The organism is Halorussus vallis, assembly GCF_024138165.1.
GTDB classification, from domain to species: domain Archaea; phylum Halobacteriota; class Halobacteria; order Halobacteriales; family Haladaptataceae; genus Halorussus; species Halorussus vallis.
Window position 1 is genome coordinate 3,541,637 of the sequence record NZ_CP100000.1, and the last position, 21,270, is coordinate 3,562,906.

At 67.3% G+C, this 21,270-nt stretch carries 15 protein-coding genes; 12 read left to right on the forward strand and 3 right to left on the reverse strand.

Annotation, left to right across the window (positions count from 1 at the left end):
- Nucleotides 1–14 precede the first annotated feature (14 nt).
- From NGM07_RS17965 to NGM07_RS17980, 4 genes are all read left to right on the forward strand, one after another.
- Nucleotides 15–551 carry a poly(R)-hydroxyalkanoic acid synthase subunit gene (locus NGM07_RS17965; protein WP_253514074.1) on the forward strand — a complete coding sequence of 179 codons (537 nt, stop codon included), beginning with the start codon at nucleotides 15–17 and terminating at the stop codon, nucleotides 549–551.
- The gene (gene phaC, locus NGM07_RS17970; RefSeq protein ID WP_253514076.1) at nucleotides 548–2,062 is read left to right on the forward strand and encodes a class III poly(R)-hydroxyalkanoic acid synthase subunit PhaC; all 1,515 of its coding nucleotides are present in this window, start codon (nucleotides 548–550) and stop codon (nucleotides 2,060–2,062) included. Before NGM07_RS17965 ends, phaC begins: the two co-directional genes overlap by 4 nt.
- Before the next feature lie 237 nt (nucleotides 2,063–2,299).
- Nucleotides 2,300–3,043, forward strand: a complete 744-nt coding sequence (locus NGM07_RS17975; protein ID WP_253514078.1) for a beta-ketoacyl-ACP reductase — start codon at nucleotides 2,300–2,302, stop codon at nucleotides 3,041–3,043.
- A gap of 277 nt (nucleotides 3,044–3,320) precedes the next feature.
- Nucleotides 3,321–4,259 carry an alpha/beta fold hydrolase gene (locus NGM07_RS17980; RefSeq protein ID WP_253514081.1) on the forward strand — a complete coding sequence of 313 codons (939 nt, stop codon included), beginning with the start codon at nucleotides 3,321–3,323 and terminating at the stop codon, nucleotides 4,257–4,259.
- A gap of 121 nt (nucleotides 4,260–4,380) precedes the next feature.
- Here NGM07_RS17980 and NGM07_RS17985 read toward each other — a convergent pair whose 3' ends face one another.
- A complete protein-coding gene (locus NGM07_RS17985) occupies nucleotides 4,381–5,175 on the reverse strand; it encodes an alpha/beta fold hydrolase (protein ID WP_253514083.1) in 795 nt (264 codons plus the stop codon).
- Nucleotides 5,176–5,277: 102 nt separating this feature from the next.
- On the opposite strand from NGM07_RS17985, the gene NGM07_RS17990 reads away from it, so the two are divergent.
- From NGM07_RS17990 to NGM07_RS18005, 4 genes are all read left to right on the forward strand, one after another.
- On the forward strand, nucleotides 5,278–6,303 hold the full coding sequence (locus NGM07_RS17990) for a 3-oxoacyl-ACP synthase (RefSeq protein WP_253514086.1): 1,026 nt from the start codon (nucleotides 5,278–5,280) through the stop codon (nucleotides 6,301–6,303).
- A gap of 998 nt (nucleotides 6,304–7,301) precedes the next feature.
- Nucleotides 7,302–8,501 carry a Cdc6/Cdc18 family protein gene (locus tag NGM07_RS17995; RefSeq protein ID WP_253514089.1) on the forward strand — a complete coding sequence of 400 codons (1,200 nt, stop codon included), beginning with the start codon at nucleotides 7,302–7,304 and terminating at the stop codon, nucleotides 8,499–8,501.
- Nucleotides 8,502–8,811: 310 nt separating this feature from the next.
- The gene (locus tag NGM07_RS18000) at nucleotides 8,812–9,072 is read left to right on the forward strand and encodes a winged helix-turn-helix domain-containing protein (protein WP_253514092.1); all 261 of its coding nucleotides are present in this window, start codon (nucleotides 8,812–8,814) and stop codon (nucleotides 9,070–9,072) included.
- Between the two features lie 192 nt (nucleotides 9,073–9,264).
- Nucleotides 9,265–11,628 (forward strand): PAS domain-containing protein, encoded by a 2,364-nt coding sequence (locus NGM07_RS18005; RefSeq protein WP_253514095.1) that lies wholly within the window; start codon nucleotides 9,265–9,267, stop codon nucleotides 11,626–11,628.
- A 103-nt stretch (nucleotides 11,629–11,731) separates the two neighbouring features.
- Here the strand turns inward: NGM07_RS18005 and NGM07_RS18010 are convergent, their stop codons facing one another.
- Nucleotides 11,732–12,286 (reverse strand): GNAT family N-acetyltransferase, encoded by a 555-nt coding sequence (locus NGM07_RS18010; RefSeq protein ID WP_253514097.1) that lies wholly within the window; start codon nucleotides 12,284–12,286, stop codon nucleotides 11,732–11,734.
- A 226-nt stretch (nucleotides 12,287–12,512) separates the two neighbouring features.
- Between NGM07_RS18010 and gltB the strand changes: the two genes are divergently transcribed.
- Both gltB and NGM07_RS18020 read left to right on the forward strand, forming a co-directional pair.
- A complete protein-coding gene (gene gltB, locus NGM07_RS18015) occupies nucleotides 12,513–17,096 on the forward strand; it encodes a glutamate synthase large subunit (protein ID WP_253514100.1) in 4,584 nt (1,527 codons plus the stop codon).
- Nucleotides 17,097–17,129: 33 nt separating this feature from the next.
- A complete protein-coding gene (locus tag NGM07_RS18020) occupies nucleotides 17,130–17,711 on the forward strand; it encodes a hypothetical protein (protein ID WP_253514102.1) in 582 nt (193 codons plus the stop codon).
- 3 nt (nucleotides 17,712–17,714) lie between these two features.
- On the opposite strand, the gene NGM07_RS18025 is transcribed toward NGM07_RS18020, so the two are convergent.
- Nucleotides 17,715–18,479 (reverse strand): GNAT family N-acetyltransferase, encoded by a 765-nt coding sequence (locus NGM07_RS18025; RefSeq protein ID WP_253514104.1) that lies wholly within the window; start codon nucleotides 18,477–18,479, stop codon nucleotides 17,715–17,717.
- 386 nt (nucleotides 18,480–18,865) lie between these two features.
- Between NGM07_RS18025 and NGM07_RS18030 the strand changes: the two genes are divergently transcribed.
- Together NGM07_RS18030 and NGM07_RS18035 are read left to right on the forward strand one after the other, a co-directional pair.
- Entirely contained in the window at nucleotides 18,866–19,855 is a 990-nt protein-coding gene (locus NGM07_RS18030; RefSeq protein WP_253514107.1) for an NAD-dependent epimerase/dehydratase family protein, read from the forward strand.
- A gap of 308 nt (nucleotides 19,856–20,163) precedes the next feature.
- Nucleotides 20,164–20,844 (forward strand): hypothetical protein, encoded by a 681-nt coding sequence (locus NGM07_RS18035; protein WP_253514109.1) that lies wholly within the window; start codon nucleotides 20,164–20,166, stop codon nucleotides 20,842–20,844.
- The last annotated feature ends 426 nt before the right edge of the window (nucleotides 20,845–21,270 follow it).

Here is a 21,270-nt window from a genome sequence, read left to right on the forward strand (position 1 = left end):
CGTTATTTAGTACGATGTCAGATTCAAGTACAGCGACTGAGGGAACGGGGGAGTGGCCGTACGACGAGGCGGTTTTCGATGCACTGAAGGAGTCCGTCGAAGCGCAGGGCGAGTTCGTCGACCGGTGGGCGGCCGCGATGCACGACGCGAGCGACGAACAGCACCTGTGGGGCGACGCCGCCGAGGGGTACGCGCGGGCCTACGAGGTGTGGATGGAGGCGTCCCGACGAGCGTTCGAGCGGTCGACCGACCTGATGGCGGGCGAGGAGGTGCCGATGGAGGAGTTCCGCGACCTTTGGATGGACGCGGCCAACGACGCGTTCAAGGAGCTGGCGTCGTCGGACGCCTTCGCCGCCGCGCTCGCCCAGAACGTCGAGCAACTCGACGTGATTCAGGACGCCCAGGAGGCGACCCAGACGGCGCTCCACAACTACGGCTTCGCCACCGAGGGCGACGTGACGGAGGTCGGCGAGCGACTGGTCGAACTCGAACGGAGACAACACGAGGTCGAGCGCAAACTCGACCGGATACTCGACGCGGTGGAAGAATGAGCGAAACCACCGACGACGCCGCGCGCGAGGGGGCGCGCCGGCTCAGCGTGCTGGACGCCTTCACCGAACTCGAGCGCCAGTCGTGGGAGAACGCCGGCGAGTTCATCGAGACGATGACGCTCGCGCCCGAGCGAATCCAGGACGCCGCCCACGTCGAGGTGGGCCAGACGCCGAGCGAAGTGGTCTACTCGGAGAACAAACTCGACCTGCTCCACTACGAGTCGGAGGCCGACGAAACCTACGACGTGCCCATCCTCGTCGTCTACGCGCTCATCAACAAGCCGTACATCCTCGACCTCCAGCCGGACCGGAGCGTGGTCCGGCGACTGCTGGAGGCCGGCTTCGACGTCTACCTCATCGACTGGGGCGAACCGTCGAACCTCGACGCCTCGCTGTCGCTGTACGACTACGTCGAGCGCTACATCGGCAACTGCGTCGACGTAGTCCGCGAACGCGCCGACATCGATGCCGTCAACGTGCTCGGCTACTGCATGGGCGGGACGATGAGCGCGATGTACGCCGCGCTCCACCCCGAGAAGGTCCGGAACCTCGGGCTGATGGCGACCGGGCTCTGCTTCGACGGCACCGGCGGCGTCCTCGAAGAGTGGGGCGGCGGGCAGTACGACCCGGACGACCTCGTCGAGACGTTCGGCAACGCGCCCGGCGGCCTGCTGAGCATCGGGTTCGCGATGCTCGACCCCGTCCAGAACTTCGTGACGAAGTACCTGCGGCTGTACGACAATCTGGAGGACGAGGAGTTCGTCGAGAACTTCGTCCGGATGGAGCGGTGGGTCAGAGACTCCCCGGACGTGGCGGGCGAGGCCTACCGGGAGTTCATCGAGTACCTCTACCAGGACAACCTGCTCATGAACAACGACCTCCACCTGAACGGTCGCCACGTCGACGTCGAGAACATCGACATGCCGGTGCTCCAGTTGGTCGCCGAGTACGACCACCTGGTCCCGCCGGCGTCGAGTCTCCCGTTCAACGACGAGGTCGCCAGCGACGACGTGACCACCATCGAGTCGCCGACCGGACACATCGGCCTGTCGGTTTCCTCGAAGGCCCACGACGAGGTGTGGCCCAAGGCCGTCGAGTGGTTCGCCGCGCGGTCCCAGCCCGACGTGGAGGGCACCCCGCAGGCTGACGCCGAAGCGGCGGCCGCCGAGCGCCGGGCGGAGACCGAGGCGGAAGGCGAACCCGCCGAGACGGCGAGCAGCGCCGACGAGGCCGTCGAAACCGAGTCGGGCGAGCCGGCGGAGACGACCGAACCGGTCGACGTGCGGGCCGGAACCGCGCCGGAAGGTAGCAGTCTCGAGGTCCTCGAGGGCATCGGGCCGGCCTACGAGGAACGACTCACCGAGGCGGGGTTCGAGACGGTCGAGGAGCTGGCGGACGCAGACGAGGTCGACCTCGCCAGGCGGACCACGCTCTCGGAGAAGCGCGTCCAGGGGTGGATAGAGCAGGCCCAGGAGTTCGTCCGGCAGCGCGGCGAGTTCGACGGAGAGTGAGCCGGAGTTCGACGACCCATCAGCTCGCCCGACTGATTTTCCAACGGATTAGTCAGTAACTGCACGAACGTACGGCGACACGACAGTTGTCTGCATAAACGCTTATGGCAAACTGCGGTGGCGACCACGTATGGGGGTTGACCGAATGACCACGTATCCAGGAGGGCCGCCTACAGCGCCGAGAGCGCCTGATATCGGCCGATTCGATCGTGCGCGACTCGGCGGGGGGAAGAAACGATGACCGTCGAGGACAAGACGTGCCTGGTCACGGGCGCGTCCCGAGGTATCGGACGCGGCGTCGCCGAGGAACTGGGTCGGAACGGTGCCAACGTCGTCATCAACTACGTCTCCTCGGAGGAGGAGGCCCACGAGACCGCCGAACAGATCGAGTCCGAGGGCGGCACCGCGGTCGTCGCACAGGCCGACGTCTCGGACCGCGAGGCGGTCGACGACCTCGCCGACAGCGTCCGCGACACCTTCGGGTCGGTCGACGTGCTGGTGAACAACGCCGGTATCACCATCGACCGGAAGTTCGAGGACATGACCCGCGAGGAGTGGGACCGAGTGATGGACGTGAACCTCGGCGGGACGTTCAACTGCACGAAGGCGTTCTACGACGACATCGAGTCGGCCGAGGAGGGACGGCTCATCAACGTCTCCAGCGTCGTCGGCCAGCAGGGCAACTACGGCCAGGCCAACTACGCGGCGACCAAGAGCGGGATGTTCGGGTTCACCCGGTCGCTCGCGCTCGAACTGGCCGGTTCGGGGTCGACCGCGAACTGCGTCGCGCCCGGATTCACCGAGACCGACATGCTCGCGGAGGTCCGCGAGGACATCCGCGAGCGCATCCGGAAGAAGATTCCGCTCAACCGGTTCGCGCAGGTCGACGACGTCGCCTGCGCCGTCCGGTTCCTCGCCAGCGAGGAGTCGTCGTACATGACCGGCCAGGTCGTCAGCGTCAACGGCGGCATGGAGTGGTGACCGCCTCTCGTCGGGCGCCGGCAGACTTGCGCTGACCGCTCGCCTGACGGTCTGGAGTCGAGAGGAGCCTTCTTTTTCGCGACTTCCGTTCGAGCGGCCGCGACCGTCTTCGACGCTCGAGTGGGTCGCGAGCGCGACGTTCTCTATTGGACGAGGAGAATCACCTTGAGCGGAAAACACGACCGGCTGAACTTCATGGAAAACCGACAGCCGGCGGCCGCGTGTCGACGTCACGGAATAGAAAGATATTAACCCGTGGGATGGCCGGGAGTTATCAATGCCCACGGTCACCAATGACGGTCTCTCCCTCTACTACGAAACCGCGGGGGACCCCGACGCCGAACCGGTCGTCTTCCTGCAAGGTTGGGGAGTGGGTCGATGGCTGTGGCGCTGGCAGCGCCGGGCGCTGGCCGACCAGTTCCGGGTCATCCTCCCCGACAACCGCGGCACCGGGCAGTCGGAGACACCCGGCGGTCCGGGCAACGTGCCGGAGTTGTTCGTCGAACGGACCGGTCGCCTGTGGTCGAACTGGCTGTCGATGTTCTGGTCGCCGATGCTGGTCGACCCGTGGTTCCGGTGGCTCGACGGCTTCGACCGACCGTACACCATCTCGTCGATGGCCGGCGATCTGGAGGCGGTGCTGGCCGACGCGGGCGTCGAGCGCGCGCACGTCGTCGGCGCGAGCATGGGCGGCATGATCGGCCTCCAGTACGCCATCGAGTACGACCGGGCGAAATCGCTGACGCTGCTTGGGTCGACGCCCGGGGGCCGAGACGCGGTGCTCCCCGACCCGGACGTCCAGATGAAGATGGCCTCCGGGGTCGCGCGGGCCGCCGACAGGGCGGAACTCCGCCGCCGGACGCGAATCGCGATGTCCGAGGAGTTCGCCGACGCCAACGACGACCTGGTCGAGCGAATCCTCGACTGGCGCGCCGACGCCGACGCCACGCCGCGGGGTCGGTTCCTCCAGGCGGTCGCCGCCACCTCCTTCGACGCGAACGGTCGGCTCTCGGAGGTCGAGATTCCGACCCAGGTGCTCCACGGAACCGCCGACCGCGTCCTGCCGGTCGAGAACGGCCGCCTGCTGGCCGACCGCCTGCCAGACGCCTCCTACACGCCCATCGAGGGCGGTTCGCACCTGTTCTTCATCGAGGAACCGGACCGCGTGAACGACCACCTCCGCGGGTTCCTCCGGGAGCACCGCGCCGAGGCGTAGCGTCGGCGACGGCTGGGATTGGACGGTCGGGATTCGATGGCCGGGATTCGACGGCCACGGGCGCGGTCGTCGAATCCCGGAGTCCGTCTCGAATTTTCGGACTTTCTCGGAGTTCCGGACGCTACCTCGTCCGACCGAGCGCGAACCGCTCGACCGCATCGACGAACGCGCCGGGCCGCTCCAGGTTGCAGACGTGGCCGGCCCCCTCGATGACCTGAAGTCGGGCGTTCGGGGCGGCGATTACGTGTTCGTCCTCGCCGAGTCGGTTGAGCAGGTCCCACTGGCCGTTGAGCACCAGTGACGGCCCGGAGAACGAGGCGAACGCCGACCGAAAGTCCACGCCCGCGAGGTCGAACCCCGCTTTGCCGAACTGTCGGGGGTAGAACCCCGATTCGAGTATCTCCCGTTCAGCGTCGGCGTCGAGTTCTCGGCGCTTCACCCACTGTGCCGCGAGCGCCTCGACCGCGCGGTTCGCGAGTCCGTTCTCGGTGACGGCCTCGGAGGCGGCCGAGACGCCGCGGGTGAGCGGTTCCAGCAGTCCCACCGGGTTCGCGCTGCTGCCCGAAATCACCAGCGCGTCGACCTTCTCGGGGTGGCGGCGGGCGTACGCCGTGGCGACGTAGCCGCCGAGCGAGAGGCCCACGACGGTCGCGCGACCCCTGGCGACCGTCTCGACGACGTCGTCGAGGCGTCGTATCCCGGCCTCCAGTTCGAAGTCCTCGTCGGCGAGCGCGCCGTGGCCGGGGAGGTCGGGCGCGACGACCCGGTAGTCGTCGGCCAGCGACTCCCGCTGGGGGACCCACATCTTCCGCGTGAACATCACGCCGTGGACGAACACGACCGGCTGTGCATCCGCGGGACCGGCGACGTCGACGCCTCGAAGTTCGGTCCTCGTCTCCGCGTCTGGGCTGTTCATGGCGCTTCTACCGCCAGCGTTTCCTTAGGTGCTTGGGGCGGGTCGGACGGTGCCGACGGCTCAGTCGGAAAGCCCATGACGGCCCGGCAGTGAGAGGTAGCGATGACCGACGAACCGACCGAAACGGTCGCCCTGACCGGCTACGGAATCTACGTCCCCGAGCACGTCGTCACGGGCGAAGAGATCGCCGCCCAGAGCGGAATCCCCGAGGAAGTAGTGGTCGAGAAGATGGGCGTGAAAGAGAAGCGCGTCTGTCCTCCCGATGGGGACCACGTCACCGACATGTGCGTGAAGGCCGCCGAACGCGCGCTCGCCGACGCCGACCTCTCGGCCGACGAACTGGACATGGTACTGTATCACGGCTCGGAGTTCAAGGACTTCGTGGTGTGGAGCGCCGCCGCCAACGTCGCCGAGCGCGTCGGCGCCGAAAACGCCTTCGCCGTCGAGAGCTACGCGCTGTGCGCCGGTGCGCCGCTCGCGCTCCGCCAGGCCAAATCCCAACTGCTCGCAGATACCCCCGAGAAAATCCTGCTCGTCGCGGCCAGTCGCGAAGAGGACCTCGTGAACTACGAGAACGAGGATTCGTCGTTCATGTTCAACTTCGGCAGCGGCGCGAGCGCGACGGTTCTGGAGAAGGGCCCCGCGGACGGTCGCGCGTGCGCGACCGTCGGCGAGAGCGCCGCCGTGACCGACGGGAGCTTTTCGGAAGACGTGGTGATGCCCGCAGGCGGGTCGCGCAACCCTGCGAGTCACGCCACCGTCGATGCGGGCCTCCACTCGCTGGACGTGCCCAACCCCGAGGGGATGAAGGAACGACTGGCGGAGGTGAGCCTCGAGAATTTCGAGGAAGTCGCGGACGAGGCGCTGGCGCGGTCGGGCTACGACCGCTCGGACCTCGATTTCCTGGCGCTCACCCACATGAAGCGGTCGTTCCACGAGTACCTGACCGACCGCCTCGACGCTCGGAACTACTATCTGGACGAGTACGGTCACGTCCAGAGCGTCGACCAACTCCTCGCGCTCGACGAAGGCCTCTCGCGCGGCCTCGTGGAACCGGGCGACGTCGTGCTGTTCCTGGCCGCCGGCACCGGCTACACCTGGGCCGCCACCGTATTGGAGTGGCACTGAGACGTTCGAAGTTGCTCACCGCGGACGCCTCCGGAGGAAGCGCGAATCGGCGCGACCGAAAGCGTAGGCGATAGCGAACCGGATGTCGGGGGGTGCGGCGAACCCAGATGGGTTCGACGGGGCGGGGAGAGTACATTTCGTCTGTTCTCGGGAGGCGGTAACGAGGGACGGTGGCCCGAAGAACGGTTCGGAGGGAGAGTGCGTTTCGTCTGTTCTCGGTGGACGGTAACACGGGACGGTTCTCGGAGGACGTCCGGAGATTTCGACGGAGTGTCCGGAGGGTGAGAGTACGTTTCGTCTGTTCTCGGCGGTCGGTCGGCCTCTCGTCTCGCGATGCCCCCATCTCGTGACGACTTCCGGCGAGAGGTTTCTTCGGTCACAACACGGCTTCGTCGTGACACGACTTCGGCTACCACGTGACCTCCGTCGTGACACGGCTCCCGGCGCGACGTCTCGCTTCGGGGGAGAGTACGTTTCGTCTGCTTTCAGTCGGAGTGGAAACACCCGAGGAGAGCCGAGATACTGAGTGGAGGATACTGAGTGGAGAGCGGAAGTACGACGGACAGAGAGTACGTTTCGTCTGTTCTCGCAGTTCGCAAGAACGGGGAAGAACCGAATCAGTAGGCCAATCCGTCCGTCTGACTGACTCTGCCGTGGTTCACGGGACGAACCTGACGGAACGACCACGTAAATAGAAACGGACAGGCGAAAAGTCGAGGCAAGAGGGCCGGAATCACCGAGAGATGCGGCCGAAGTGAGAGTACGTTTCGTCTGTTCTTCGCGAAACCACTCTCGTCCCCCAGCGTTCACGGCGAGAACCTAGAGTGTTAACTTGAACCTTTGCGTAGCGGCAAGTAGCATTTTCCATCTCATCAACCTCTCTATCGAGAAGTTACTCACGAAATCTACTCTCCCTCCCCTACTTGTACCGGTCCAACAGACGAAACCCAAGTACACGGGTTTTATATCCGGGCGGTCGGAGGTTCGGGGCAAGAACAATGGGCGGGCTGTTCAGCGACGTCACCGACACGATATTCCTCAACAAGAAGGTTCTCGACGAGGAGTACCAACCGGACGAGATCCTCGAACGCGAAGACGAGATAGACGAGTACAAGTCGGCGTTCAAGGACGTGCTCTTCGGCCGGAACCCCTCGAACGTCATGCTCTACGGGAAGGCGGGCGTGGGAAAGACCGCGGTCACGCGGTACGTCCTCGACGAACTGAAGACCGAAACCGACCAGCGGGAGGAGGCCGACGAACTCTACGTCCACCGCCACAACTGCAACGGCGACACCATGTTCAGCGCCGTCCGGACCCTGGTGAACGGGCTCCTCCCCGAGGACAGCGCCAAGTTCCCCAAGAAGGGCCTCTCTCGGGCCGACGCCTTGGAGGAGTTCTACGTCCAACTCGAACGACTCGGCGGGACGCACCTCGTCGTCCTCGACGAAATCGACCACCTCCAGGACGCGAACGAACTCCTCTACGAACTCCCCAGGGCGCGCGCGAACGACTACATCTCGAACGCCCGCATCGGCATCATCGGCATCAGCAACAACTACACCTTCCGCCAGCGCCTCTCGGCGAAGGTTCAGGACGCGCTCAAGGAGGAGGAGATCTCGTTCAGCACTTACGACGCCAACGAACTCCGGGCCATCCTCCACAACCGCGCGGAGAAGGCGCTCTCGGACGACAGCTACTCCGACAGCGCAATCGCGAAAGCCGCAGCGGTCGCCGGCCGCGACACCGGGAGCGCCCGCCAGGCCATCGACCTCCTGCGGAAGGGCGCCGAAATCGCCGAGGAGAACGGCGAACCCATGGTCGAGGACGACCACATCGAACTCGCCCGCGAGGCCGTCAAGCGCGGCCGGCTTCAGGACAAGATCGAAGACCAGTCGCTCCACGCCAGACTGGTCCTGGAAGCGGTCGCCCAACTCGACCACGTCGGCGAGACGCCCGCCCGCTCGAAGGAGATAATGAAGACCTACCGCCGGGTCACCGCCAAGCGCGCCGAGGAACCGCTGACGACGCTCAAGAGCATCCAGAACCACCTCAGCGACCTCTACATGCTCGGGTTCCTCCTCCGAAGCGAGGAGAACGAGGGCCGGAAGGGCGGGTCGTACCACGAGTACGACCTCGACATGGACGCCGACGTCGTCTTCGAAGTCTGTGACGAACTCGACGAGGAAGACGCCGTCTGACGGTGCCTCACGGGGGGCTGACGGTGCTCCCGCCGGGGGCTAATGATGCTCCGGCGGGGAACCGTCTTCACGCTCCCGCGACGGAAACTCGACTCCGAAGGACCCCAACGCGACCCTCTCCCCGGAACGACCCAACTCGGCCCTCTCCCGGTGGCGTCTCACCTCCGACGAAGTACCTCCTCTGACGAAGTACCGCCTGCGACAGAGAACCTGCCCGAACGTTCCTGAACATTTACCTGTTTGTCCGGTATACTCGAAATTAAAGGTGGGCGAGTGCGTTGTACCGAGACGATACGGAGACACCAAGACGATGGAAGACGGACCCGAACGCGATTTCGACTGGCTGACCCGGTCGGACGTCGCGATACTGCGCGACCTCTCCGCGGACGGCCCCGACTACATTCCGCTGGTCGCCAACCGAATCGGCATCCACCTCAAGCACGTCGAGAGCCGCTGTACCGTGCTCCTCGAACGGGGATTGATAGAGCAAACCACCGACGAAGTCATCTACCGCCTCACCGAAGACGGCGAGCAGTGTCTGCGCGCGCGCTCCGACGACGAGGCCACGTGACCCCGACCGCGGTTCCGTCCGACTTCACGTTTTCTCCAGACCGCACGCTTTCCCCCAACCGCACGCTCTCCCCCGACCGTACGCTTTCTCCCGACCACACCCTCTCCCCCGACCGCATTTCGCATCCGACCCCCGGTGGCGGGTACGATTCAACGAGAAGGCTTTACCGACGCGCACCTGATTACTGACATAATGGAACCGTCCCGCGAGGCGAACGCGGAACTCCGAACGCGCGTCCGTCAGCAGGAGGTCGTCGCCGAACTCGGTCAGCGGGCGCTCGAGACTGGCGAACTCGACCGGCTGATGCACGACGCCGCGGTCGCCGTGTCTCGGACGCTCGAAACCGACTACGCCGCCGTCCTCGAACTCTCTCCGGCCGGCGACGAAGCGGTCCTCCGCGAGGGAGTGGGCTGGCGCGAAGGAACTGTCGGGACCGCGACCCGCTTCGCCGACGACTCGCACGTCGCCCGTGCGCGCGGCCGAACCGACCCGGTCATCGTCGACGACTTTCGCACCCACGAGGAGTTCTCTGCGTTCGGATTTCTCGACGGCCACGACGTCACCGGCGGTATCGCCGCGCGAATCGGCTCCTCGGACGACCCCTGGGGCGTACTGGGCGTCTACGCGACGGACCGGCGCTCGTTCACCGAGAACGACGCCACCTTCGTCCGGAGCGTCGCGAACGTCCTGGCGTCGGCCATCGAAAACGAACGGACCCAGAGCGAACTCGAAGAGATATACGGTCGCATCTCCGACGCGTTCTTCGCGCTCGACGAGGAGTGGCGGTTCACGTACCTCAACGAGCGCGCCCACGAGCTTATCAACCCCGAGGGGCGGACGCTGGTCGGCCGCAACGTCTGGGAGGAGTTCCCCGAAGCCATCGGCCGCAAGTTCAAGTCGAAGTACGAACACGCGATGTACGAACAGGAAACCGTCGCCTTCGAAGAGTACTATCCCGAGCCACTCGACGCGTGGTTCGAGGTGCGGGCCTACCCCTCCGAGTCGGGGCTGTCGGTGTACTTCCGGGACGTCACCGACCGCCGCAAGCGCGAGCAACGACTCGAACGGAAGGAGCGCCAGTTCGAGGCGGTCTTCGAGGACCCGAACATCCTCGTGGGACTGCTCGACCCGAGCGGGAAGGTGCTGGACATCAACCAGACGGCGATGGAGTACATCGACGCCGACCTCGGGGCGGTGACCGGCGAACCGTTCTGGGAGACGCCGTGGTGGGGCGAGGGCGACGAGGGCGCCGACGTCAGGGAGTGGGTCGAGCGGGCGGCAGCCGGCGAGTACGTCGACTTCGAGACGGACCTCACCCGCCCCGACGGTGAGGTGTACACGATCAACGGCGTGTTCAGACCGGTCACGAACGACGAGGGCGAGGTCGTCTCGGTGCTCGTCTCGGACCGCGACATCACCGAACGCCGCGAGTACGAACGTCAACTCGAACAGAGCGAGCAGCGCTACCGCACGCTGGCGGAGTCGTTCCCGAACGGTATCGTCACGCTGTTCGACGAAGACCTGCGGTACACGCTCGCGGCGGGCCGAGCGTTCGAGACGCTCCCGGTTTCCCGCGACGACCTCGAGGACCGGACGCCCCGCGAGGCGTGGGGCGAGGAGGTCGCCGACGCCCTCGAACCGGCGCTGCGGGACGCCCTCGACGGCGAGGAGACCGCGGTGGAGGTCACGTACGTCGACCGCGAGTGGATCATCTACGTGGTACCGATTACTGACGAGGACGGGGACGTCTTCGGCGGGATGACGATGGCCCAGGACATCACCGAGCGCAAGGAGTACCGCCGCCGACTCGAAGAGACGGTCGAGAAACTCGAGGAGTCCAACGAGCGCCTCGAATCGTTCGCCAGCATGCTCGCCCACGAACTCCGCAACCCCGTCACCATCGGCCAGATATACGGCCGACAACTGCCGGACGAGTCCGACTCGGAGGCCGTCGAGTACGTCACCGAGGCGTTCGACCGCATCGAGGACATGATCGACGTCCTGCTGGTGTTGGCCAGGGGTCGCAAGGCCCTCGGCGAGCGGACTCCCGTGGACCTCGCGGCGGCGGCGCGCGAGGCGTGGGAGGACCTGGACACCGACGACGCGACGCTCGACGTCACCGTCGACGGCAAGATACAGGCCGACGAGACGTACATCCGCCACCTGTTCAAGAACCTGTTCGAGAACGCAGTGAAACACGGCGGCCCCGGGGTCGGCGTCACGGTCGGCGACCTGCCGGACGACTCCGCGGGCGAAGACTCGACGGACGAGTCCGTCGGCGTCTCGGCCGAGTCGAGCGAGGACGAGGCTCGGCAGGGAGCGAGGCGGACTGCCGGCGGCTTCTACGTCGAAGACGACGGCGACGGCATCTCGGCCGACTATCTGGAGTCGGTCTTCGAGGTGGGCTACACGACCGCCGCCGGCGAAGGAGGCACGGGCCTCGGCCTGGCGTTCGTCCGGGAGTTGGCCGAGACCTACGAGTGGGACTGTCGAGTGACCGAGGGCGAGGCGGGCGGCGCGCGCTTCGAGTTCACGGGAATTCGGAACGCGGAGTGACGCAACCGGAAATCGCGGTCGGGTTTCGACGCGTGGCGTCGAAACCCGACCGCGACTCCTCTCCGACCGCACTCCTTCTCCGCCGACGCCCCGCCGTTTTCTGCTACGACTCCGCCGCCCACTCGTCACGTAGCAGGCCGTACATGTACGCGTCGTGGTAGTCGCCGCGGAACCACGTCGCCTCCCGCATGGTCCCTTCGCGCTCGAAGCCCAGCGACTCCAGCAGACCGACCGAGGCGTCGTTGAAACTCCCGACGTGGGCGGTGAGTCGCCGGAGGTTCCGGTCCTCGAAGGCGTAGCGCACCAACCGGCCGGCGGCGTCCGAGCCGTACCCCCGTCCGTGGTGGTCGGGGGCGAACCAGTAGGCGAGTTCGGCGTCGCGCGACCGGTCCGTCTCGCTGGGACCGTACTTCGACATCGTCAGCGAAACCACGCCCAGCGGTTGGTCGCCGTCGCAGGCGAGACAGTGGACGCTCCCCTCGTCGCAGACGACGCTCTCGAAGAACTCCTCGGCCTGCGTGCGGTTCGTCGGATTCACGTCGAGCGCGGGCCGCCACACGCGGGGGTCGTTCATGCACCGCCGGACGAACTCGACGTCCGATTCCTCAACCGGGTGGAGGGTGACTTCCTCGCCTTCCAAAAAGACCGGACCTGGCATACGCCTCGTTCAGAACCGAGCGGCAAAACGCTGTGGTGGGTGTGACGGTCAGTAGCACGCGACCGGGATTCGTCGCGAAAACGGACACCGTTTTCCACCGAAATCCGTATCGCGCCGGCGGGAGAATCCGTATCTCTGTATGTTATATAAGGGCCCTAGTTTGGCATTAACACCTCCTTATTGATTCAGGGGTAGGCTCTTAAGACGGCATGCGCACGTTGCGCACATGACCGAGCACCCACGCCCGTCCGATTCGGGAGACCGACCTCTTCTCGCCGACCCCGCCGACGACCGCTCGAACTGCGGCGTCGGCGTCGTCATGGACCTCGAAGGCGACGGAAGCCACGACGTACTGGCCGACGGCCTCGAACTGCTGGCCAACCTCGAACACCGCGGGACGACCGGCGCCGAGGAGAACACCGGCGACGGCGGCGGCGTCCTGCTCCAGACTCCCCACGAGTTCTTCGCCGCGGAGGTTCCGGACCTGCCCGCACCCGACGAGTACGCCGTCGGCGTCTTCTTTCTCCCGCAGGACCCCGGTGTGGCCGAGGAACTCCGGGGGCTCACCGAGGACGCGCTGGCCGACGACGGCCTCGACGTCTTCCACTGGCGGGCGGTCCCGACCGACAACTCGGACCTCGGCGAAACCGCCCTCGACTCCGAACCCGCGATGTGGCAGGCGTTCGTCCGGCCCGAGGCCGACCTCGATACCGAAACCTTCGACAGCAGGCTCTACGTCTCCCGGCGCTCGCTGGAGAAGGCGGTCGACGCCGCGGCGGCCGACGGGAGCCTCGACCCGGCCGCGGCCGACCGGTTCTACGTCTGCTCGCTCGACCGCCAGACGGTCGTCTACAAGGGACTGCTGAAGGGCGACCAACTCGGCGGCTACTTCCCGGACCTGCGCGACGAGCGCGTGACGACCCGGTTCGCGATGGTCCACGCCCGCTTCTCGACCAACACGCTCGGCGCGTGGCACCTCGCCCACCCCTACCGGCGCATCGTCCACAACGGCGAGTTCAACACCTTCCGGGGGAACGTCAACTGGATGCGCGCCCGCGAGACGACCATCGAAACCGACCGCTTCGACGCCGACCGGGTCACTCCGGTCGTCGCCGACCCCGAGGGTAGCGACACCGCCGCGGTGGACAACGCCGTGGAACTCCTCCTGCAGGGCGGCCGGGAACTGCCCCACGCGCTCCGGATGCTCGTCCCCGAGGCGTGGCGCGACGACGACCGGATGAGCGAGGCGCGCAGGGAGTTCTACGACTTCCACGCCTCGCTGGTCGAACCGTGGGACGGCCCCGCGCTGGTCGCCGCGACCGACGGCGAGCGCGTCGGCGCGGTGCTCGACCGCAACGGCCTGCGGCCCTGCCGGTACGACGTGACCACCGACGGCCGCCTGATTCTCGCCAGCGAAATCGGCGCGCTCGACACGCCCGAGTCCGAAATCGAGGAACGCGGCCGCCTCGAACCCGGTCAGTTGTTCCTCGCCGACCCCGAACAAGGCCGGGTGGTGCCCGACGCCGAGGTGTTCGACGACCTCACCGACGAGAAGTACGGCGAGTGGGTCGAGCGCGAACAGGTCGAACTCGACTCGTCCGGGACCGGCGCTGAGTCGCCCGAGACCGACGCGGAATCGACGGAAACTGGCGACGCCGACGCACCCGAGGTCGGCCTCCGCAACCTCCAGGCCGCCTTCGGCTACACCCACGACGAACTCGACGGCCTGCTCGAACCGATGGCGACCGCGGGCAAGGACCCCGTCGGGTCGATGGGCGACGACACGCCCCTCTCCGTGCTGTCGGAGTTCAACCGCCCGCTGTTCTCGTACTTCAAGCAACTGTTCGCGCAGGTGTCGAACCCGCCCATCGACTACATCCGCGAGGAGTGTGTCACCAGCCTGGAGAGTCGACTCGGCCGCCAGCGCAACCTGCTCGACGAGTCACCCGAACACGCCCGCCAACTGGTGCTCGATTCGCCGGTGCTGACCGACGCTGAAACCGCGGCGGTGAAGGACAGCGACCTGCCGACCGGGACGGTCGACGTCACGTACCCCGAAGACGGCGACCTCGAAGCCGCCGTCGAGCGCGTCCGCCGCGACGCCCGCGAAGCGGTCGAGTCGGGCGCCGAAATCGTCGTCCTCTCGGACCGCGCGGTCGGCGAGGACCGACTGGCGATTCCGAGCCTGCTTGCTACCGGCGCGGTCCACCACCACCTCGTCCGCGAGGGCCTGCGGACCCGCGCCGGCCTCGTCGTCGAGTCGGGCGACCCCCGGACGGTCCATCACCTCGCGACGCTGGTCGGCTACGGCGCGGGCGCTGTCAACCCCTACCTCGCCCTCCGGTCGGTCGAGGACCTCGTGGCCGGTCCCGACGGGGCCGACGAGGCCGAGGCGGTCGACGCCTACGTGGGCGCGCTCGAAGACGGCCTGCTCAAGATCATGGCCAAGATGGGCATCTCGACGGTCGAGAGCTACCGCGGCGCCCAGATATTCGAGGCCGTGGGGCTGGACTCGGACTTCGTCGCCGAGTACTTCGAGGGCACCGAGAACCGCACCGAGGGCATCGGCGTCGACGAGATCGAGGCCGACCTCCGCGAGCGCCACGCGACCGCCTTCTCGGAGGACCCCGAAATCGAGCGCCAAGGCGAGTTCGAGAACCGCTCGGACGGCATCCACCACCAGTGGAACCCCCAGACGGTCGGGACGCTCCAGCAGGCGGTCAGGCAGGGCGACTACGAGAAGTACGGCGAGTTCGCCGAGGCCATCAACGACCAGAACGAACAGCTACAGACCCTGCGGGGCCTACTCGAATTCGCCGACGAGGACCGCGAGTCGATTCTGATAGACGAGGTCGAACCGGTCGAGGACATCGTGAAGCGGTTCTCGACCGCCGCGATGAGCCTCGGGTCGCTGAGTCCTGAGGCCCACGAGAACAACTCGGTCGCGATGAACCGCCTCGGCGCGAAGTCCAACACCGGCGAGGGCGGCGAACCGCCCGAGCGGTTCGGCACCGAGCGCGAGTGCAACATCAAGCAGGTCGCCTCGGGTCGGTTCGGCGTCACCAGCGAGTACCTCTCGTCGGCCGATGAACTCCAGATAAAGATGGCCCAGGGTTCCAAGCCCGGCGAGGGCGGCCACCTCCCGGGGAGCAAGGTCAACGAGATGATCGCCCACGTCCGCCACGCCACGCCGGGCGTCGGCCTCATCTCGCCGCCGCCCCAGCACGACATCTACTCCATCGAGGATCTCAAGCAACTGGTCCACGACCTCAAATCCGCCAACCCCGACGCCGACGTCAACGTCAAACTGGTTTCGGAGGCCGGCATCGGCACCATCGCGGCGGGCGTCGCGAAGGCCAACGCCGACGTGGTCCACGTCTCGGGCCACTCCGGCGGCACCGGCGCGAGCCCGCGGACCTCCATCAAGCACGCGGGCCTGCCCTGGGAACTCGGCCTCGCGGAGGCCAACCAGATGCTCCGGGCGACCGGCCTGCGCTCGCGCATCAAGGTCACCGCCGACGGCGGGATGAAAACCGGCCGCGACGTCGCCGTCGCAGCCCTGCTGGGCGCCGAGGAGTACAGCTTCGGCACCGCCAGCCTGGTCACCAGCGGCTGCGTGATGGCCCGCCAGTGCCACGAGAACACCTGCCCGGTCGGCGTGGCGACCCAGCGCGAGGACCTGCGCAAGCGGTTCCCCGGCCAGCCCGACCACGTCGTCAACTACATGACGTTCATCGCGCAGGAACTCCGTGAAATCATGGCCGAACTCGGCTTCCGGACGGTCGAGGAGATGGTCGGGCGAGTCGAGTGTCTCCGACAGCGCGACACCGACCATCCTCAGGCCCGGAACCTCGACCTCTCGTCGCTGCTGGCCGAACCGGTCGACCACGACCCCGAGGCGCCCCAGCGCACCAAGACCCGCGAGCAGACCCACGAGATAGACGACCACCTCGACCGCTGGCTGCTCGAATCGGCCGGCGAGGCCATCGAGGACGGCTCGCCGGTGACCCTCGAAACCGGCGTGAGCAACGCGGACCGTGCGGTCGGCGCGATGCTCTCGAACCGCGTCTCGACCGAACGCGGCGGCGAGGGCCTGCCCGACGGCACCGTCAGTTGCCGGTTCACCGGCACCGCGGGCCAGAGTTTCGGCGCGTTCCTCGCGCCCGGCATCGACTTCCACCTCGCGGGCGCGGCAAACGACTACCTCGGCAAGGGGCTGTCGGGCGGCCGCATCGCGGTGGCGACGCCCCCCGAGGCGGCCTACGACCCCGCCGAGAACGTTGTCGTCGGCAACGTCGCGCTCTACGGCGCGACCGGGGGCGAACTCTACGTCAACGGCCGGGCGGGCGAGCGCTTCGGCGTGCGCAACTCCGGCGCGAAGGCGGTCGTCGAGGGCGTCGGCGACCACGGCTGCGAGTACATGACCGGCGGCGTCGTCGCGGTGCTGGGCGACACAGGCAAGAACTTCGCGGCCGGGATGAGCGGCGGCGTGGCGTACGTCCTCGACGAGTCCGGCGACTTCGGCGAGAAGGCCAACGCCGAGATGGTCACCCTCGACTCCTCGCTCTCGGAGCGCGACGAGCGCGTCCTGCGCCGCCTCGTCGAGAACCACGCGGCCTACACCGGCAGCGAGACGGCCGAGGCTCTGCTGGCCGACTGGGAGGCCGCGCTCTCGCGGTTCGTGAAAGTGATGCCGGAGGCCTACGAGCGGGCCGTCACCGAGGAGGGCCGCGAGGACGTGCGCAACTCGCCGCCGCCGCGGGCGCGCGTCGAGGAACCCGTCGGCGTCGTCCAGAGCGGCGCGGACTAAGGTTCAAGTAGGAAGCCGGGACCAAGCCCCGGCATGAATCGCCGCACGCTACTCTCGCTCGCCGGAAGCGTCGCCGTCGGCGGCTGTCTCTCGGACGTTCCGGGGGCCGGCCCGCCCGTCGACGTCGGCTGTCCGTCGTTCGCCGACGGCGTCGACTCGCTGTGTTCTCACACCGCCGACCCGAAGTTGGAACTGCGGCCCGAATCGTGGCGACTGCCGCGCGGGAAGAACGTCAGCCTCACCTTCGAACTGACGAACCGGGCCGACCGGTCGGCCCGGTTCGCGGTCGTCCCGGCGCTGAAGCGTCGCGACGGCGAGGAGTGGACTCACGTCTGGCCGGTTTTCGACTACAAGCCCGAGCGCGAACTCGAACCGGGCGAGTCGTACTCGTGGGAGTTCCTGTTCGGCGGGGACGCGACGACCACCGAAGCCGACGAACAGGTAGTCGTGTACGGGAAGGCGCCGGGGACGTACGCCGTGGTGTTGAACGCCGCGCTCGGCGGCCGAACGGTCCAGTGCGTCGCGCCGTTCGTCGTCGAGGGTTCGGGGTCGGGGTCGAGGACGGAGGCGATGTCGACGGTGCAGTCTGCGGAAAAAACGCCGCGGTCGGGGTGAGTCCTACAGGTACGACGCGTCCCAGCGCACCGGCTTCTTCTGGTTGCCGCAGTCGTTGCACTTCAGGCGCTCCATCGAGTCCATCGCGGTGTCAAAGCTCTCGCAGTTCGCGCAGAACCAGCCGTAGAGGTCGTCGCCCGCGTCGTCGGTGTAGGACGCGAAGAACGGCGCCTTCGACCCGCGCTCGCTCTCGGCCCAGTTGACGTAGAGAGTCTCGCCCTCGTACTCGCGGGACTCGAACTGGCGTTCGCCCGCCAGCGCGTAGACGTTCTCGGTGTATCTCTCGCCGCCGATCTCGGCCTCGCGGTCGGAGACCTTCTCAAAGCCGTTGTCCTGGTAGAACCGGTTGCCGTGCTTGTTGCCGGCGAGGACGTTGGCCGAGATGCGCTCGACGCCGGCCTCGGAGAGCGCCGACTGGGTCCGTTTCAGCAGCGTCGACCCGAGGCCCTGGTCGCGGTTGTTCGGGTCGACGTGGAGCCAGAGAATCGTCCCGGCGGGGTCGTCGGGGAGCACGAGGCTCTGGGAGAAGCCCACGACCTCGTCGCCAGCCTCGGCGACGAGGTAGAGCACGTCCTCCTCCGCGAGTTCGTCGTCCATCTGGTCGTCGGCGTACCAGTTCTCGACCGCCTGCTCGATGACGTCGTCGTTCAGGACGTCGTCGTAGGAGGCGTGGAGCGACCGCCGCGCGACCTCGCGGAGACCGTCCACGTCATCCGGTTCGGCTTCTCGGATCTGAACGCCGTCTAACTCGGCCTCTCTCGTTCCCATGGCCTTACGTTCGACGTTGTCAGTGATAAACGTTGTACCCGGTTACGGGAAGGGGTCGAAAAACTGGCCGAACGGTGACTTCTGAGCCCTATAGGGGGTATTTGATTCGAATTAAGTGAATCGGATCGGCGTATGCACAGTTCCGGTGCTTGGCGGTGCCTCTCGGGGGCCTCCGTCGGCCGCACCGAATCCGCCGACCCGCGGCCCTGCGACCCTGCCCCTCTCGTCGACTGACTGCGTGCAGTCGGTCGACGACCGCCTCGGACTTCTGCTACTCCCCGGGACTTCTGCCATCGTCCCGGACCTCCGCTATCGCCCCGGACCTCCGCCACCGTCTGGACTTCCGCCTCCGGTAGCGTTTTCCGGCGAGGCGGCCATCGCCGAGTATGGATACGGCACTCGTCGTCGGCGGGACGCGGTTCATCGGCCGCCACCTCGTCTCCGAACTGCTCGACCACGGCTACGACGTGACCTGCTTCAACCGCGGGAACCACGACGACCCCTTCGCGGACGTCGAGGAGGTTTCGCACTTCGAGGGCGACCGGACGAACGACTCGGCGCTGGAGGCCGCGAAGGCCGAGGTCGACCCGGACGCCGTCTTCGACTGCGTGGCCTACGCGCCCCGGGAGGTCCGGGCCGCGACCGAGATATTCTCGGACGTCGACGCATACGTCTACGTCTCCAGCGGCGCGGCCTACGGCGTCGAGGAGATTCCCAAGCGCGAGGGCGAAACCGAACTCGAACCCTGCACGCCCGAGCAGGCCCAAGACGACTCCGGGGCGTCCTACGGCGCGCGGAAGGCCGAGGGCGACCGGGCTATCTTCGAGGCGGCCGAACGGGGCGTGAACGCCTTCAGCGTCCGGCCGTGCATCGTCTACGGCCCCCACGACTACACCGAGCGGATGGACTACTGGATCGACCGCGTGGTGAACTACGACCGGGTGGTCGTGCCCGGCGACGGCGACAACCTCTGGCACCGCGCGTACGTCGAGGACGTCGCCAGCGCCCTCAGAGTCGTCGCCGAGGAGGGGACGCCCGGCGAGGCGTACAACGTCGGCGACCGCCGACTGGTCGTGCTGGAGGAGATGGTCGAACTCGTCGCCGACGCCGCGGAGACGGACGTCGAAGTAGTCTGCGCCGGCGAGCGCGAACTTGCGGCCGCCGACCTAGAACCCGACGACTACGTCTTCTACCGGGACTACCCCCACGTCCTCGCCACCGACAAACTCGCCGCGCTCGGCTGGGAGTCGACGCCGCTCGACGACGCGATGGCGGCCACCGTCGAGGAACACCTGGAGAGCGACCGCGACGGGAGCGAGTACGACCCCGGCCGCGACGCCGAGGAGCGCGTCATCGGCGTGCTGGACACGCTCTGAGTCGACCGCTTCCGGGCAGTGTCGCGACTTCTCCGCCGCTCCGCCGACCGGGTCGCGGAACGGTAAGCGAGGACGCACTTAACGATTCTCGGTCGGCGGGAGCGCTCGATTCGGCCGTTAGACGCCTCTTTCGACCGTTCGAAGGGACTCGCTAGCCGCTTCAGGCGGATGATAACAAACACCCCCTGAAACGAACGGTGTGCCATGGGCTCTCACCGTCTCCGCCGAACGCGCGCCGCGTCCCCCGGCGCTCTCCTCTCGCGACCGTCCCGAACCGTCCACTCCCGCGCCATCGACCGTCCGGAACCATGATTCGAAACGCCGTCAGTACCCTGGTGCGGAGTCTCGGCGTCGTCGGGGTCACGGCCGTCGAAGTCGCGGCGCTGTCGGTCTGGCTCGGCCTCGTGAGCGACGTCTCGCTCCTCTCGGCCGCCAGCGCGGTCGCGGCGACCGCGCTGGCGGCCGGCCTGTTCGTGGAGGGGCTGTTGACCCACCTCACCGTCAACGGGCGACTGCGGCCGATTCCGCCCGCGACGCTCGCTGGCCTCGCGCTCGCGGAGACCCTGCTGTGGGTCGGGTGGCTCGCGGTCGTCCGCTGGGTCGGCGTGGGGGACCTGCTGGGCGTCGCGGTCGCGGGGCTGGCGCTCGCCGCGGCGCTCGTCCCGCAACACACCGTCCTCGACAACGTGTTGCGGGGCCGGGACCCGCGCTCGTCGCTGGTCGAACGGGCGACCATCGGCTACAGCGTCCTGGAGGCCGCCGGCGCGACCGGGTGGCTGCTGGTTGTCGCCGGGACGGTGGCGGTCCCGTCGTGGCTGTTCTCGGTCCCGGTCGCGGGCTTCTCGCCACGGGCGGTCGTCGGCGCGGCGCTGCTCGCCGGCGCGCTGCTCGTCGAGCACCTCCTCGAGATTCGGCTGGCGATGCGGGCGGTCCGGCGGTCCTCGCGCGTGACCTGGCGGTCGGCGTCCTCCATCGACGTCGAACGGTAAAACAGGGTCTTTTCTCGAACGGAGTGTCCTGCTCGCAATCCGCGGTTGGTGATGTTCTTGAGGTGAAGCGTTCTGCTCGCACGAATCAAATGAAACCGCACCGCCACCGCCACACGCCTTCCCAGCCGATTCCTTCGCACCCCTTCGGGGTGCTCAGTCATCCACCGTCAGAGCTTCGCTTGCGCAGACCTCGCGCGAAGATGGCGCGGCATGAAGCCGCGCCAGCGCGCGCCGTACCTCCGGTTAGTAGCGCGCATCTTGACCGCCGCGCTGCCCACGCTCGGTGGACTGACGAACCGGAAGCGCTCGGCGAACCAACCGTAGGGCGGGACTGAAAGGGGCCGCCCGCTCGCGTCCGCAGGACGTGGTCGCCTCCGACGGGCCACTATTCGGCGAGCGTCAGCGAGCCGAATATCCCGCGGAGCG

Excerpts from the sequence above, each read along its gene's own strand:
- NGM07_RS17965 (WP_253514074.1), top strand. The coding sequence starts at position 15 with ATGTCAGATTCAAGTACAGCGACTGAGGGAACGGGGGAGTGGCCGTAC.
- phaC (WP_253514076.1), top strand. The coding sequence starts at position 548 with ATGAGCGAAACCACCGACGACGCCGCGCGCGAGGGGGCGCGCCGGCTC.
- NGM07_RS17975 (WP_253514078.1), top strand. The coding sequence starts at position 2,300 with ATGACCGTCGAGGACAAGACGTGCCTGGTCACGGGCGCGTCCCGAGGT.
- NGM07_RS17980 (WP_253514081.1), top strand. The coding sequence starts at position 3,321 with ATGCCCACGGTCACCAATGACGGTCTCTCCCTCTACTACGAAACCGCG.
- NGM07_RS17985 (WP_253514083.1), bottom strand. The coding sequence starts at position 5,175 with ATGAACAGCCCAGACGCGGAGACGAGGACCGAACTTCGAGGCGTCGAC.
- NGM07_RS17990 (WP_253514086.1), top strand. The coding sequence starts at position 5,278 with ATGACCGACGAACCGACCGAAACGGTCGCCCTGACCGGCTACGGAATC.
- NGM07_RS17995 (WP_253514089.1), top strand. The coding sequence starts at position 7,302 with ATGGGCGGGCTGTTCAGCGACGTCACCGACACGATATTCCTCAACAAG.
- NGM07_RS18000 (WP_253514092.1), top strand. The coding sequence starts at position 8,812 with ATGGAAGACGGACCCGAACGCGATTTCGACTGGCTGACCCGGTCGGAC.
- NGM07_RS18005 (WP_253514095.1), top strand. The coding sequence starts at position 9,265 with ATGGAACCGTCCCGCGAGGCGAACGCGGAACTCCGAACGCGCGTCCGT.
- NGM07_RS18010 (WP_253514097.1), bottom strand. The coding sequence starts at position 12,286 with ATGCCAGGTCCGGTCTTTTTGGAAGGCGAGGAAGTCACCCTCCACCCG.
- gltB (WP_253514100.1), top strand. The coding sequence starts at position 12,513 with ATGACCGAGCACCCACGCCCGTCCGATTCGGGAGACCGACCTCTTCTC.
- NGM07_RS18020 (WP_253514102.1), top strand. The coding sequence starts at position 17,130 with ATGAATCGCCGCACGCTACTCTCGCTCGCCGGAAGCGTCGCCGTCGGC.
- NGM07_RS18025 (WP_253514104.1), bottom strand. The coding sequence starts at position 18,479 with ATGGGAACGAGAGAGGCCGAGTTAGACGGCGTTCAGATCCGAGAAGCC.
- NGM07_RS18030 (WP_253514107.1), top strand. The coding sequence starts at position 18,866 with ATGGATACGGCACTCGTCGTCGGCGGGACGCGGTTCATCGGCCGCCAC.
- NGM07_RS18035 (WP_253514109.1), top strand. The coding sequence starts at position 20,164 with ATGATTCGAAACGCCGTCAGTACCCTGGTGCGGAGTCTCGGCGTCGTC.